The sequence below is a fragment of the Bradyrhizobium sp. 2TAF36 genome, assembly GCF_052114925.1.
GTDB classification, from domain to species: Bacteria; Pseudomonadota; Alphaproteobacteria; order Rhizobiales; family Xanthobacteraceae; genus Bradyrhizobium; species Bradyrhizobium barranii.
The window spans coordinates 129,123-142,205 of the sequence record NZ_JBFRFR010000002.1 but is presented as its reverse complement, the minus strand read 5'-3'; the positions used below and the strand labels follow the sequence as shown (position 1 = coordinate 142,205).

General features: G+C 63.5%; 13 protein-coding genes. 10 read left to right on the top strand and 3 right to left on the bottom strand.

Features of this window, described 5'->3' with window-relative positions; genetic code table 11:
• Positions 1 to 68: 68 nt before the first annotated feature.
• A complete protein-coding gene (locus AB4Z51_RS01800) occupies positions 69 to 326 on the bottom strand; it encodes a DUF6894 family protein (RefSeq protein ID WP_063981427.1) in 258 nt (85 codons plus the stop codon).
• Between the two features lie 248 nt (positions 327 to 574).
• Between AB4Z51_RS01800 and pqqA the strand changes: the two genes are divergently transcribed.
• The 10 genes from pqqA (at position 575) to AB4Z51_RS01750 (ending at position 10,834) form a co-directional block, all read left to right on the top strand.
• Complete coding sequence (pqqA, locus tag AB4Z51_RS01795; RefSeq protein WP_007595659.1) at positions 575 to 655, top strand: pyrroloquinoline quinone precursor peptide PqqA; 81 nt, start codon at positions 575 to 577, stop codon at positions 653 to 655.
• 124 nt (positions 656 to 779) lie between these two features.
• Complete coding sequence (gene pqqB / locus AB4Z51_RS01790; RefSeq protein WP_441496913.1) at positions 780 to 1,709, top strand: pyrroloquinoline quinone biosynthesis protein PqqB; 930 nt, start codon at positions 780 to 782, stop codon at positions 1,707 to 1,709.
• A gap of 20 nt (positions 1,710 to 1,729) precedes the next feature.
• Positions 1,730 to 2,485 carry a pyrroloquinoline-quinone synthase PqqC gene (gene pqqC / locus AB4Z51_RS01785; RefSeq protein WP_175618535.1) on the top strand — a complete coding sequence of 252 codons (756 nt, stop codon included), beginning with the start codon at positions 1,730 to 1,732 and terminating at the stop codon, positions 2,483 to 2,485.
• A gap of 12 nt (positions 2,486 to 2,497) precedes the next feature.
• Entirely contained in the window at positions 2,498 to 2,809 is a 312-nt protein-coding gene (pqqD, locus tag AB4Z51_RS01780; protein WP_028147039.1) for a pyrroloquinoline quinone biosynthesis peptide chaperone PqqD, read from the top strand.
• Positions 2,806 to 3,999: a pyrroloquinoline quinone biosynthesis protein PqqE gene (gene pqqE / locus AB4Z51_RS01775; RefSeq protein ID WP_441496912.1), complete on the top strand. Its 1,194-nt coding sequence runs from the start codon at positions 2,806 to 2,808 to the stop codon at positions 3,997 to 3,999. The genes pqqD and pqqE overlap by 4 nt, the downstream gene beginning before the upstream one ends.
• Positions 3,989 to 4,975, top strand: a complete 987-nt coding sequence (gene pip / locus AB4Z51_RS01770) for a prolyl aminopeptidase (RefSeq protein WP_085405210.1) — start codon at positions 3,989 to 3,991, stop codon at positions 4,973 to 4,975. Before pqqE ends, pip begins: the two co-directional genes overlap by 11 nt.
• A gap of 143 nt (positions 4,976 to 5,118) precedes the next feature.
• Complete coding sequence (locus AB4Z51_RS01765; RefSeq protein WP_441496911.1) at positions 5,119 to 5,796, top strand: hypothetical protein; 678 nt, start codon at positions 5,119 to 5,121, stop codon at positions 5,794 to 5,796.
• A gap of 235 nt (positions 5,797 to 6,031) precedes the next feature.
• Positions 6,032 to 7,831 (top strand): FAD-dependent oxidoreductase, encoded by a 1,800-nt coding sequence (locus AB4Z51_RS01760; RefSeq protein ID WP_441496910.1) that lies wholly within the window; start codon positions 6,032 to 6,034, stop codon positions 7,829 to 7,831.
• Positions 7,801 to 9,648 carry a 2-oxoacid:acceptor oxidoreductase subunit alpha gene (locus tag AB4Z51_RS01755; RefSeq protein WP_071910167.1) on the top strand — a complete coding sequence of 616 codons (1,848 nt, stop codon included), beginning with the start codon at positions 7,801 to 7,803 and terminating at the stop codon, positions 9,646 to 9,648. Before AB4Z51_RS01760 ends, AB4Z51_RS01755 begins: the two co-directional genes overlap by 31 nt.
• A 130-nt stretch (positions 9,649 to 9,778) precedes the next feature.
• A complete protein-coding gene (locus AB4Z51_RS01750) occupies positions 9,779 to 10,834 on the top strand; it encodes a 2-oxoacid:ferredoxin oxidoreductase subunit beta (RefSeq protein WP_063981419.1) in 1,056 nt (351 codons plus the stop codon).
• Here the strand turns inward: AB4Z51_RS01750 and AB4Z51_RS01745 are convergent, their stop codons facing one another.
• Both AB4Z51_RS01745 and AB4Z51_RS01740 read right to left on the bottom strand, forming a co-directional pair.
• Positions 10,835 to 11,281 (bottom strand): DUF4399 domain-containing protein, encoded by a 447-nt coding sequence (locus AB4Z51_RS01745; RefSeq protein ID WP_063981418.1) that lies wholly within the window; start codon positions 11,279 to 11,281, stop codon positions 10,835 to 10,837.
• A gap of 17 nt (positions 11,282 to 11,298) precedes the next feature.
• Positions 11,299 to 12,915 (bottom strand): SUMF1/EgtB/PvdO family nonheme iron enzyme, encoded by a 1,617-nt coding sequence (locus AB4Z51_RS01740; protein ID WP_441496909.1) that lies wholly within the window; start codon positions 12,913 to 12,915, stop codon positions 11,299 to 11,301.
• Positions 12,916 to 13,083: the final 168 nt, after the last annotated feature.

Genomic DNA, 13,083 nt, shown 5'->3' with positions numbered 1-13,083 from the left:
CCGCGGAGACAGTCTGGATTGCTTCGTCGCAAGGGCTCCTCGCAATGACGGGGGAGAGCGCGGGGGCCTCAATGCCTGGTCGCGGACTGATCCGGGATGTCCAGCAGGGCCTCGGTGAACGGGAATTCGAGCACGATCTCCCCGTCGTCGTCGGTCACCTCGATCACGGCCTCCATGAGCGCCGGCTGGGCGCCCTCCGACTTCACCACCTCCAGGATCATCTGGCGGGCGACCTCCCAGGCGCGATCGGGGTTACGCAGGTCCTCTCCGTCGGGATCCACGATCAATTCGTCGCCGATGCGGGTGTTGAAGAAGTATCTGGGCATCACGAGGGTCCAAATTGGGAGGCCTGTACCGGATTGAAAGCTGCACTGCACTCACAACTGCTTTATCAGGACAGGGTTCGCGACCGAATGCGCCACGCGCAAGGCAGCATCACGGGAAGTGATGTTCCAACATCATTTTCGCGGCGCAACATGGCTTTCTCGGGAAGATTTCACTAGCGAAGTTTTCCGCTCGCATTACTTTAACCGTTGGGCGGATACGTCCGAATTCGTGAAAATGGAGAGCCAAAATGGCTTGGAAAGCCCCGAAGATCGTCGAAGTGCCCTGTGGCATGGAAATCAACATGTATGTGAGCGCCACCCGCAAGTAAGCGGTTGGTGGTTTCTGCGCAGGTGGATCTTTCGGTCACGATCGGTTTCCGGAAGACACGAACTTTGTCGGCATCCGTGTCGGCCTGAGATCCACCTCGCGACGTTCCCTCCAGGAGACGTATTATGCTTCGCGTCGTCGTCCTGGGCGCCGGGGCCGGCGGCGGAGTCCCGCAATGGAATTGCGGGTGCGAGGGCTGCCGGGCGGCCCGTGAAAATGGCCATGAGTTTCAGAGAACCCAGGCCTCGGTCGCGTTCAGTGGCGACGGCGAGCATTGGTTCCTGATCAACGCCTCCCCCGACCTTCGCCAGCAATTGAACGCCACGCCGCAGCTGCATCCCAAGGCCGGCGCGCTGCGCCATACGCCTGTTGCAGGCGTGATCCTGACCAACAGCGAGGTGGATGCGGTCGCGGGTCTGCTGTCGATGCGCGAGGGCTCGCCCTTCACGGTCTATGCGCATCAGAAGGTGCTGGCGATCCTGAAGAGCAACAGCATCTTCAACGCCCTGAACGAGAAGAGCGTACAGCGCCAGCCGATTTCCATCCACGAGCCGTTCGAGCCGCGGCTGCCTGATGGCGCGCGCTCAGGGATAGAGGTGCTGCCCTTCGCGGTGCCGGGCAAGTCGGCGTGGTATCTGGAAGGCAAGGCGCATCCCGGCGGCGAGACCGGCGACGGCGATACGCTGGGCCTTAAGATCACGGACAAGAGCACCGGCAAGTGCTTCTACTTCATCGCCGCCTGCGCCGAGGTGACCGACGCGCTCAAGGCCGAGATCGACGGCGCCGCACTGGTGTTCTTTGACGGCACGGTCTGGCAGGATGACGAGATGATCAAGGCCGGGCTCGGCCACAAGACCGGCAAGAGCATGGGCCATGTCGCGATGTCCGGTCACGATGGCGCGATCGCGCGCCTCGCCGACCTCACTCTCGACAGGAAGATGTTTCTGCATATCAATAACTCGAATCCGGCGCTGCTGCCCGATACGCCCGAGCGCAAAGCGCTTGAAGCCGCGGGCTGGCGGATACCCGCCGACGGAACGGAGATCGTGCTGTGAATGCCGCGTCACTGACTGGAATGACCGCGCTCTCTGTTGGCAAGGACATCAGGCTCAACTCGGCCGAGGAGCTTGAGGCGACGCTGCGCCATATCGGCGCGACGCGCTATCACAGTCTGCATCCGTTCCATAAGCTGCTGCACGGCGGCAAGCTGAACAAGGGCCAGGTGCAGGCCTGGGCGCTCAACCGCTACTATTACCAGAGCACGATCCCGATCAAGGACGCCGTCGTGATCTCGCGCTTCCGCGACCGCGCTACGCGGCTGGAATGGCGCCACCGCATCGAGGACCATGACGGCGACGTCGGCAGCGAGGGCGGCATCGAGCGCTGGCTGAAGCTGACCGAAGGCCTCGGCCTCGACACGGCCTATGTGGAATCGACCGAAGGCATCCTGCCGGCGACGCGCTTCGCGGTCGAAGCCTATGTCCATTACTGCCGCGAGAAGAGCCCGCTGGAGGCGATTGCCTCCTCGCTCACCGAATTGTTCGCGCCGAACCTGCACGAGGAGCGCATCTCCGGCATGCTGGAGCACTACGACTTCGTCAATCCTGATATCATGAGCTACTTCAAGCGGCGGCTGGCGCAGGCGCCGCGCGATGCCGGCTTCGCGCTCGACTATGTCAAGGCGCATGCCACGACGCCGGAGCAGCGCGCCTCCGTCTGCAACGCGCTGATCTTCAAGACCAACGTATTATGGGTGCAGCTGGACGCACTCCAGCACGCCTATGTCGAGGGCCACATTCCGCCGGGCGCGTTCGTGCCCAAAGCGAGCTGAGGGACAAGCGCGATGGCCGGGCCGCGTAACATCAGCGTCAGCGAGGCAAGCCGCCCGGTGCTGCCGCGGCATGCCAAGCTGAAATATGACGAGACGCGCAAGGTCTGGGTGATCCTGGCGCCGGAACGGGTGCTAGCGCCCGACGAGATCGCGGTCGAGGTCTTGCAGCTCTGCGACGGCGAGCGCAATGTCGGCGACGTCGCCGACCAGCTGGCCGCGAAATACGCCGCGCCGCGCGAAGCGATCCTGGCCGACGTCATCGTCATGCTGCAGGATCTCGCCGACAAGGGCTTCCTCACCGAGGCCCGGGAGAAGACGTCATGAGCGACCTGCTCGGCAATCTTCCGCCCGACATCAGCGACAGCCTCGCGGTGCTGGAGAAGCAACGCTCGACAGCGGAGACGTTCGGCATTCCGCTCGCCGTATTGCTCGAGATCACGCATCGCTGCCCGCTGCAATGCCCCTATTGCTCCAATCCCGTCGAGCTCGACCGCTCCGGCAAGGAGCTGACCACCGAGGAGTGGAAGAAGGTCTTGAGCGAGCTCGCCGAGATCGGCGTGCTTCAGGTCCATTTCTCCGGCGGCGARCCGACGGCGCGGAAGGACCTCGTCGAGCTGGTCAAGCATGCGAGCGATGCCGGCCTCTACACCAATCTGATCACCTCGGCCGTGCTGCTGACGCGCGAGCGGCTCAGCGCGCTCGCGGACGCCGGCCTCTGCCATGTGCAGATCAGCTTCCAGGGTGTCGAGGAAGGCATCGCCGACCGCGTCGCCGGTTACAAGAACGGACACCGCAAGAAGCTCGAAGTGGCGAAATGGACGCGCGAGCTCGATCTGCCGCTCACCGTGAACGCGGTGATGCACCGGCAGAACCTGCACCAGCTCCCCGACATCATCCAGATGTCGATCGATCTCGATGCCGACCGGCTCGAGGTCGCCAATGTCCAGTATTACGGCTGGGCGCTGAAGAACCGCGCCGCGCTGATGCCGACCGTGGCGCAGTTAGACGAATGCACCCGCATCGTCGAGGAGGCGCGCGAGCGGCTGAAGGGCACACTCGCCATCGACTATGTCGTTCCCGATTATTACGCGCTGCGGCCGAAGAAATGCATGGGCGGCTGGGGCCGGCAGTTCTTCAACATCTCGCCGGCCGGCAAGGTGCTGCCCTGCCACGCCGCCGAGAGCATCACCGGGCTCGAGTTCGAATCCGTGCGCTCCAACCATTCGATCGCCTGGATCTGGCAGAACTCCGACGCCTTCAACCGCTATCGCGGCACCGGCTGGATGAAGGAGCCGTGTAAATCTTGCGAATTCCGCGAGATCGATTTCGGCGGCTGCCGCTGCCAGGCCTTTGCGCTGACGGGCGATGCCGCCAACACCGACCCCGCCTGCGCGCTGTCGCCGCTGCACGAGACCATCTTCAAGCAGGCCGAGCGCGAGGCCGAGGGCGAGACCAACCGCTTCCTCTATCGCAATTTCGCCGGCGGCACTCTGGAATCCGGGAATGATGCCTGACGCCGACGCGGCCGCATCCGCCAAACGCGCCGATCCCTTTGCGCCGCTGACCTCCGACATGCTCGACGTCGGCGACGGCCACGAGCTCTATGTCGAGAGCGTCGGTCGTGCTGACGGCGTCCCCGCCATCTATCTGCATGGCGGGCCCGGCAGCGGCTGCCAACCCGACCATCGCAAGCTGTTCGATCCCGAACGCTTCTGCGCGGTGCTGTTCGACCAGCGCGGCTGCGGTCGCAGCCGGCCCAAGGGATCGCGCGAGCACAACACGACGGCGCATCTGATCGCGGACATGGAGAATATCCGCGAGAAATTTGGCTTCGACCGCTGGATGGTGGTCGGCGGCTCCTGGGGGGCGACGCTGGCATTGGCTTATGCCGAGGCGCATCCCGAGCGTGTCTCCGGCATTGCGCTCCGCGCAACCTTCCTGGGCACCCGCGCCGAGGTCGAAACCGCTTTCACATCGCGCCTGTCACAATTCTATCCGGCGCTCTTCGAGGATTTTCTGAGCGTGCTGCCGGTCGATGAGCGCGCACACCCGGTGGACGCCTATTGGCGCCGCATCCTCGATGCCGATCCGGCTGTGCACGGTCCTGCGTCGCGGGCCTGGCACGACACCGAGCGCGCTCTGTCTGAGCACAAGGCGGCAAAGACACGGCTGGACCTGGCATCGCTGAACGTGTGGCGCACGCTGCCCGCGACGCCATTCATGGAGGCGCATTATTTCGTCCACGACAGCTTCATGACGGATAACCAGCTGTTGCGGAATGCGGGCAAGCTCGCCGGCATTCCCGGCATCATCGTGCAGGGCCGCTACGATCTGTTGTGCCCTCCTGAGATATCCGAGCGGCTTGCGAAAGTTTGGCCGGGTTCCGAGATTCGGATCGTGGAAGAAGCCGGACATTCGCTCTATGATGCCGGCGTGCGGGACGCGGTCATGAAGTCGATCGCCGATCTCGCGTCGAAAGCCGCGGGCTAGATCGATCTCCTCATCCCGAGGAGCGCTCCAAAAGGAGCGCGTCTCGAAGGATAAGGGCCGGATCTAGCAGCGGGGCCTTCATGGTTCGAGATGCCACTTCGTGGCTCCCCGCCATGAGGGTCTGAATGGGAAGGACAAGAACAATGCCGCTCGCCGGGCAAGGCATGCTGCTGACGTCGATGAACATCGACGTTCCAGATGAGGCCGATTTCAACCGCTGGTACGATCGCGAGCATCTGGAAGAGCGCGTCGCGATCGAGGGTTTCCTGGAGGCGCGGCGCTATGTCGCGCATGCCGCCAATCCCAAATATCTCTCGCTGTACTCGACCGCGACGCTCGACGTGCTCGACAGTCCCGCCTACCGGGCCCGCCTCGCCAACCAGACCGAATGGTCGCGGCGGACCATGGCGCATTTCAAGAACATGCTGCGCGTCGTCGCGCGCATCACCATCAGCAAGGGCACTGGTCGCGGCGCAGCACTCGGGCTGGTGCGGCTGCGGCCGAGCGCCGACGATGCCGGGACATGGCGTGATGCACTGCACGAAAAGCTGACGCCCGGGGAGCGCGAGGGCATCATCTCGATGCATCTGCTCGAAAGCGAGCCGGAATTGTCGGGCGCGACGGCCGACATTCCAGCGGTGCGCAATGAGGGCGCGCGCGACTGGTTCGTGCTGATCGACGGCACGCATGTCGGCGCGGTCTCCGCCGTCATTGCTGAACGCTTTACCGGCCCCGCCGCATCGCCCTTCCCGCTTCCTGTCTCCGTCGGCACTTACAGCCTGATGTGGGATCTCGCGAAGAGCGATATCGCGCCCGGCTAGCGGCCATCCGCAACGCAACATATTGCACCGCACGCATCTTGCGCGCGGCCGTTAATGCTGAGCGCGCGCAGCACCTATGAAAGCAGGTGATCGCGTAAATTTGCCGTTGTACTTCGGAACGGTTCTAATAAGCTAACCCAATGACGTCATTCATAAACCAGATCGACGCGCATTAGCGTTCGCCAAGCTCAAGAAAAGGCCGCCGGGTCTTTGGGCCTGTGCGGACAGGGTAGGAATGAAACCGACCGACATCGCGGCCCCCGACTACTTTCACAAAGTGGTCGATTGCCAGTGGGCCTGTCCTGCACACACCCCGGTTCCCGAATACATCCGACTGATCGCACAAGGCCGCTACAGCGACGCCTACATGATCAATTGGAAATCGAACGTGTTCCCAGGAATTCTGGGACGCACCTGCGATCGTCCATGCGAGCCGGCGTGCCGTCGCGGACGCGTCGAGGAAACGCCGGTGGCGATCTGCCGCCTCAAGCGCGTCGCCGCCGACTTCAAGGACGACATCAGGCAGCGCCTGCCGCGCCCCGCGCCGAAGAACGGCAAGCGCGTTGCGTTCGTCGGCGGTGGCCCCGCCTCGCTGACGGTGGCGCGCGATCTTGCTCCGCTCGGCTATCACTGCACCGTGTTCGACGGCGATCCCGAAGCCGGCGGTATGATGCGCACGCAGATCCCGAAATTCCGCCTGCCCAATTCGGTCATCGACGAGGAGACCGGCTACATCCTGGGTCTCGGCGTCGAGTTCAAAGGCGGTCATCGCATCGAGAGCATGAAGGCGCTGCTCGCGGAGAAATACGACGCGATCTTCGTCGGCTCCGGCGCACCGCGCGGACGCGAGCTCGACGTTCCCGGCCGGAAAGAAGCTGCCGCCAACATCCATATCGGCATCGACTGGCTGTCCTCGGTGTCGTTCGGCCATGTCGACAAGATCGGCAAGCGCGTGATCGTGCTCGGCGGCGGCAACACGGCGATGGATTGCTGCCGCACCGCGCGCCGCCTCGGCGGCGCAGACGTGAAAGTCATTGTGCGCTCCGGCTTCGAGGAGATGAAGGCCTCGCCCTGGGAGAAGGAAGACGCGATCCACGAGGACATTCCGATCCTCAACTATATGGTGCCGGTGGCATTCAAGCATGTCGCCGGCAAGCTCATCGGCGTCACCTTCCAGCACGTCAAAGCCGAATACGACGCCAAAGGCCGCCGCAATCTGGTGCCTTCGGGCGACCCCGATCAGACCATTCCCTGCGACGACGTGCTGGTCGCGGTCGGCCAGGAGAACGCCTTCCCCTGGATCGAGCAGGATTGCGGCATCGAGTTCGACAAATGGCACATGCCCAAGGTCGATCCGAAGACCTTCGTCTCGACCAATCCGAAAGTGTTCTTCGGTGGTGACGCCGCGTTCGGCCCGAAGAACATCATCTGGGCCGTGGCGCAGGGCCATGACGCCGCGCTGTCGATCCACAAGATGCTCTCGGGCGATGACATCACCGAACGGCCGCTGCCGGAGGTGCAGATCTCCTCGCAGAAGATGGGCATCCACGAATGGAGCTATGACAACGACATCTCCAACGACAAGCGCTTCAAGGTTCCGCATCGCGACAAGGTGATTGCGCTGAAGGACATCCGCACCGAGGTCGAGCTCGGCTATGACGTCAAGCTGGCGCTGGGCGAAGCCGAGCGTTGCCTGAACTGCGACGTCCAGACCGTGTTCTCGACCTCGCTCTGCATCGAGTGCGACGCCTGCGTCGACATCTGCCCGATGGACTGCATCACCTTCACTGATAATGGCGAGGAAAGCGACCTACGCCAGCGCCTGAAGGCGCCCTCGCCGCATCCGGACCAGGACCTCTACGTGTCCTCTGATCTCAAGACCGGGCGCGTGATGGTTAAGGACGAGGACGTCTGCCTGCATTGCGGGCTGTGCGCCGAGCGTTGTCCCACCGGAGCCTGGGACATGCAGAAATATTTCATCGAGATGACTTACGCAGGTTCGACATGTCCGACAAAAAGCCGCTCAGCAGCGTAAACGACTTCGTCGTCCGCTTCGCCAACGTCAACGGCTCGGGCTCGGCCAGCGCCAACGAGATGTTCGCGCGCGCGATCCTGCGTCACGGCGTTCCGGTCTCCCCCCGCAACATCTTCCCCTCCAACATCCAGGGCCTGCCGACCTGGTACGAGGTGCGGGTGACGGAAGACGGCCATCTCGGCGCCCGTGGCGGCGTCGACATGATGGTGGCGATGAACCCGCAGACCTGGGACAAGGACATCGCCGGCATCGAGCCCGGCGGCTATCTGTTCTACGATTCCACCAAGCCGATGCCGTCGACCAAATTCCGCGACGACATCACCGTGATCGGCGTGCCGCTCACCGCGATCACCAACTCGACCTACACCGATCCGCGCCAGCGCCAGCTGTTCAAGAACATCATCTATCTGGGCAGCCTCTCGGCGCTGCTCGACATGGACCCGAAGCTGATCGAGCAGCTGATCGGCGAGCAGTACAAGGGCAAGGAGAAGCTGCTCTCCTCCAACGTCCATGCGCTGCATCTCGGCCGCGACTGGGCGCTGCAGAATTTGAAATGCCCGATCGGGCTGCGGGTGAAGAAAACCGACAAGGTCGGCGACCGCATCTTCATCGAGGGCAACAGCGCCGCAGCGCTCGGCGCGGTCTATGGCGGCGCCACCGTGTGCGCCTGGTATCCGATCACGCCGTCCTCGTCGGTGGCGGAGGCCTTCACCGCCCACTGCAAGAAGTACCGGCATGATCCCGAGACCGGCAAGGCGAAATACGCCATCGTGCAGGGCGAGGACGAGCTGGCYTCGATCGGTATCGTCATCGGCGCCTCCTGGAACGGCGCCCGCGCCTTCACCGCGACCTCCGGCCCCGGCATCTCCTTGATGACCGAGTTCATCGGCCTCTCCTATTTCGCAGAGATCCCGGCCGTGATCATGAACATCCAGCGCGCCGGTCCCTCGACCGGCATGCCGACCCGCACCCAGCAATGCGACATCATCGCCTGCGCCTATGCTTCGCATGGCGACACCAAGCACGTGCTGCTGTTCCCGGAAGATCCGGCTGAGGCCTTCGAGTTCGCGGCGGCCGCATTCGATCTTGCCGAACGGCTCCAGACCACGATCTTCCTGATGCTCGACCTCGACATCGGGATGAACCACCGTCTTTGCCGCCCGCTAAAGTGGGACGACGCGAAACAGTATGACCGCGGCAAGGTGATGACCACGGAGATGCTGGAGGAAGGCCGCGACTTCGGCCGCTATCTCGACGTCGACGGCGATGGCATTCCCTACCGCACCTATCCCGGCACGCATCCGACCAAGGGCTCCTATTTCACCCGCGGCACCTCGCGCGACCGCTATGCGCGTTACTCCGAGGAAGGCTCGGTCTATGCCGACAACATGCAGCGCCTGGTGCGCAAGTTCGAGACCGCGCAGGACCTGGTCCCGCGCCCGCTCCAGGCCAACGCGGAACGGCCGACCAAATATGGCGTGATCTATTTCGGCTCGACCTCGCCCGCGATGGACGAGGCGATCGGCCTGCTGGAGGCGCGCGGACATCAGCTCGACCGCCTGCGCATCCGCGCCTTCCCGTTCCACTCGAGCGTGGCGAGCTTCCTCGCCGAGCACGACTTCGTCTACGTGGTCGAACAGAACCGCGACGCCCAGCTCCGCCAGCTCATCGTCAACGAGAACGGCATCGACCCGGTGCGCCTCGTGCCGATCGTGCATTATGACGGCACCCCGATCACCGCCCGCTACATCGCGAAAGCCATTGGCGACCACCAGGATCACCTCAAGGTGACCCCGCTCCGCAAGGCCGTGTCATGACCTACGCTTTGCTCTCTCCACCGTCATGCCCGGGCTTGACCCGGGCATCCACGCCTTCCTTCTCTCCGGCCAAGACGTGGATGGCCGGGTTAAGCCCGGCCATGACGATGCTGGGACTGCAGGTGCGCGCATGACCTACATTGCAAAGCCGAAATTTCATCATCCGGGCCTCAAGAAGAACGAGCTCGGCTACACGCACCGCGACTACGAGGGCAAGATCTCGACCCTGTGCGCCGGCTGCGGCCACGACTCGATCACGGCCTCGATCATCGAAGCCTGCTACGAGCTCTCGATCGAACCGCATCGGGTCGCGAAGATTTCGGGCATCGGGTGCTCGTCGAAGACGCCGGACTATTTCCTCGGCAACTCGCACGGCTTCAACTCCGTGCACGGCCGCATGCCGTCGGTCTTGACCGGCGCCAACCTCGCCAACCGCGATTTGATCTATCTCGGCGTCTCCGGCGACGGCGATTCCGCCTCGATCGGCTTCGGCCAGTTCGCGCATTCGATCCGGCGCGGCGTCAACATGACCTATATCGTCGAGAACAACGGCGTCTACGGCCTGACCAAGGGCCAGTTCTCGGCGACCGCCGACCGCGGCTCGAAGTCCAAGAAAGGCGTGACCAACACCGACAACGCGATCGACCTCGTCGCGATCGCGCTGCAGCTAGGGGCCACCTTCGTCGCGCGCTCGTTCTCCGGCGACAAGAGCCAGCTGGTGCCGCTGATCGCCGCCGCGATCGGCCACAAGGGCGCATCCTTCATCGACGTCATCAGCCCCTGCATCGCCTTCAACAACCACGCCGGATCGACCAAGAGCTTCGACTATGTGCGGGAGCACAATGACGCCGTGAACCGGCTCGACGTGCTGGTCGGCCGCGATCCCATCGCCGTCGAGTATGCGCCGGGAACGGTGCAGGTGGTCGAGCAGCACGACGGCAGCAAGATCGCGCTGCGCAAGATCGACGCGGATTACGACCCGCACGACCGCCTCGGCGCCCAGACCTTCCTCCAGAAGCACGCCGCCAAGGGCCAGATCGTCACCGGTCTGCTCTACGTCGATCCCGATGCGGAAGACCTGCACACGCATCTCAACACGGTCGAGACGCCGCTCAATACGCTGGAGGCGGACACGCTGTGCCCGGGCTCGGCTGCGCTGGACAAGTTCAACGCCAGCCTGCGGTGATCATCGACCGCGCTCGACCGGCTGCCTGACACGTATGGTGATCTTCTCCGATACGACAGGCGGCTCGAACGGATAGTGCTTCGCGTCGCCCAGCACCAGCTGCAGCGTGTGCATCCCGGGTGGAAGTTCGAGCAAGGTTTCGGTCTGCCCCGCCCCGAAGTGCAGATGCGACTTGTCCTGCGGGATCGGCTCCTTGGGATCGATGGGATCGTTGACGTCGACCAGCAAATGATGATGGCCGGCGTTCTGGTACTCGTCGCCGGCGTGCGTCACGCCCATGTTGCGCAAGCCGAACCGGACCCAGAACCCGCCCCGAACCTTCTGCCCGTCACGCGGGGTGATGAAATAGAGCTTGGCATCCTTAGGAGCGGTCTTGCCCTGCGGATAGGCGACGCCTGGAAGCAATGCGAGCGCCGCCGCCAGGGCGGCGCAACGAATGATCTGCATCGAAATGACTCCACCACTTAAGGACTTAGCGCAACGCGGAATCCATGCGTCGGATAACGAACATTGGTATCGTAGCCATCGCGGTTGGACGGCCTCACATATCTCGAATCGTTCTTCCATGAACCCGAGCGCAGGACATGCGACGAGCAGTCCCCGCCGGTCCATGCCGAGCCGTCACCGGGTGCGCCCTGATAGGTCCTGCGCCAGCAGTCCTCGACCCACTGATCGACACCGCCACCCATATCGTGGAGGCCGAACGGATTCGGCTTGAAGCTGCCGACCTTCGCCGGCTGCTCGGCCGCGAGGTCACCGCAATCCTTGCATCCCGCCACGCCCGGCTGGAGCTTGTCGCCCCACCAATATTTCGTCTGCGTCCCGCCGCGCGCGGCGTATTCCCATTCGGCTTCGCTCGGAAGCCGATACGACTTCTTTGTGGTCCGCGCGAGCCAGGCCGCATATTGCTGCGCGTCGGTCCAGCTCACATTGGTGATCGGCGCATCGTCCTTGCCAATGGCGGTGAAGCCGCACGCCTTTGCAGCCGCGCATTCGTTCCATTCCTGCACGGTCACCGGATATTTGCCGATCGAGAACGGCTTGACCGTGACCTGGTGGACCGGACGTTCGGTCGGGTCGTCATTGCTTCCCATCGCGAAGCTGCCGCCGCGAATGGCGATCATCTCGGGTTCGCGGAACGGCGTGGCCGATGGGCTTGGTGCTGGACTTGACGTCGAAGCACTTGACGCCGAAGCACTTGGCGCGGAAGCACTTGGCGCCGGAGCACTTGGCGCTGAAGCACTTGGCGCCGGAGCGGGCGATGGAGACGATGCCGCCAATGAAGGAGACGRCTGCGGCGTTTGTGTCGCGGCTTCTCGCGGCGCAGGTTGCGGGCTCGGTGATGCGACCGGAGCCGCAGTTGGCGCGGCGGCCTGCTCCTTCACCCTGCCCGACGGCTGCGCCAGCAGATACCACAACACACCGGAAGCGATCACGAGGAGCGTGACGCCCAGAAGGAAGATCAGGGTATTCTCGCGCCGGCCTCGCGTCCTCCCGACCGCATCTGCGTCCGGCAGCACGCGATAGACGCGCACCGGATCGGTGATGTTCTTGACCTTGCGGTCGCCGAGCGACTCATAGCCGCACACCACCTTGTGCTTGATCTGCTCATAGATCGCGCCGGAGATGTAGACCTGACCGGGCTCGGCGATCCCCTCGATGCGCGTGGCGATGTTGACGCCGTCGCCGTAGACGTCGTCCGGCTCCACGATGACGTCACCGAGATTGACGCCAATCCGATATTCGATCCGGGAGTCCTTCGGAAGCGAAGCGTTGCGCCCGACGAGATTCTGCTGAATGACGATGCTGCAGCGAACGGCCTCGACCGGACTGTCGAAGATCGCGATGAAGCCGTCTCCCGTCGTCTTCACCAACGTTCCATGGTGTTCGACGATGCTGGGCTCGATGAGATCCCGCTCGATCCGCTTGACGCGAACATGCGTGCCTTCCTCGTCGGCCTGCATCAAGCGGCTGTAGGAAGCGATGTCACCGACGATGATTGCGGCGAGACGACGAGGCATCGAGCCGTGTGGAGGCGGCTCGTCATGATTTCCGGATCTGAAGTTACGAATCTCGCCCATTGCGGGGAACTCCACAAACGCGGGTGAGCTTACGACATCGAATTTCTGCTGTCTGTGAAGACTATCACATTGATGATCCGCGACAATCTCGCAGAAATCAGCGGCGCCGAGTTCCCGGGCGGAATCGCGGCAAGGATTGAACCTTCGCGGACCGACGGCGGACTAAGG

Bases quoted from the DNA above. Each gene is read 5' to 3' on its own strand.
- AB4Z51_RS01800 (WP_063981427.1), bottom strand. From the start codon at position 326: ATGCCCAGATACTTCTTCAACACCCGCATCGGCGACGAATTGATCGTG.
- pqqA (WP_007595659.1), top strand. From the start codon at position 575: ATGGCTTGGAAAGCCCCGAAGATCGTCGAAGTGCCCTGTGGCATGGAA.
- pqqB (WP_441496913.1), top strand. From the start codon at position 780: ATGCTTCGCGTCGTCGTCCTGGGCGCCGGGGCCGGCGGCGGAGTCCCG.
- pqqC (WP_175618535.1), top strand. From the start codon at position 1,730: ATGACCGCGCTCTCTGTTGGCAAGGACATCAGGCTCAACTCGGCCGAG.
- pqqD (WP_028147039.1), top strand. From the start codon at position 2,498: ATGGCCGGGCCGCGTAACATCAGCGTCAGCGAGGCAAGCCGCCCGGTG.
- pip (WP_085405210.1), top strand. From the start codon at position 3,989: ATGATGCCTGACGCCGACGCGGCCGCATCCGCCAAACGCGCCGATCCC.
- AB4Z51_RS01765 (WP_441496911.1), top strand. From the start codon at position 5,119: ATGCCGCTCGCCGGGCAAGGCATGCTGCTGACGTCGATGAACATCGAC.
- AB4Z51_RS01760 (WP_441496910.1), top strand. From the start codon at position 6,032: ATGAAACCGACCGACATCGCGGCCCCCGACTACTTTCACAAAGTGGTC.
- AB4Z51_RS01750 (WP_063981419.1), top strand. From the start codon at position 9,779: ATGACCTACATTGCAAAGCCGAAATTTCATCATCCGGGCCTCAAGAAG.
- AB4Z51_RS01745 (WP_063981418.1), bottom strand. From the start codon at position 11,281: ATGCAGATCATTCGTTGCGCCGCCCTGGCGGCGGCGCTCGCATTGCTT.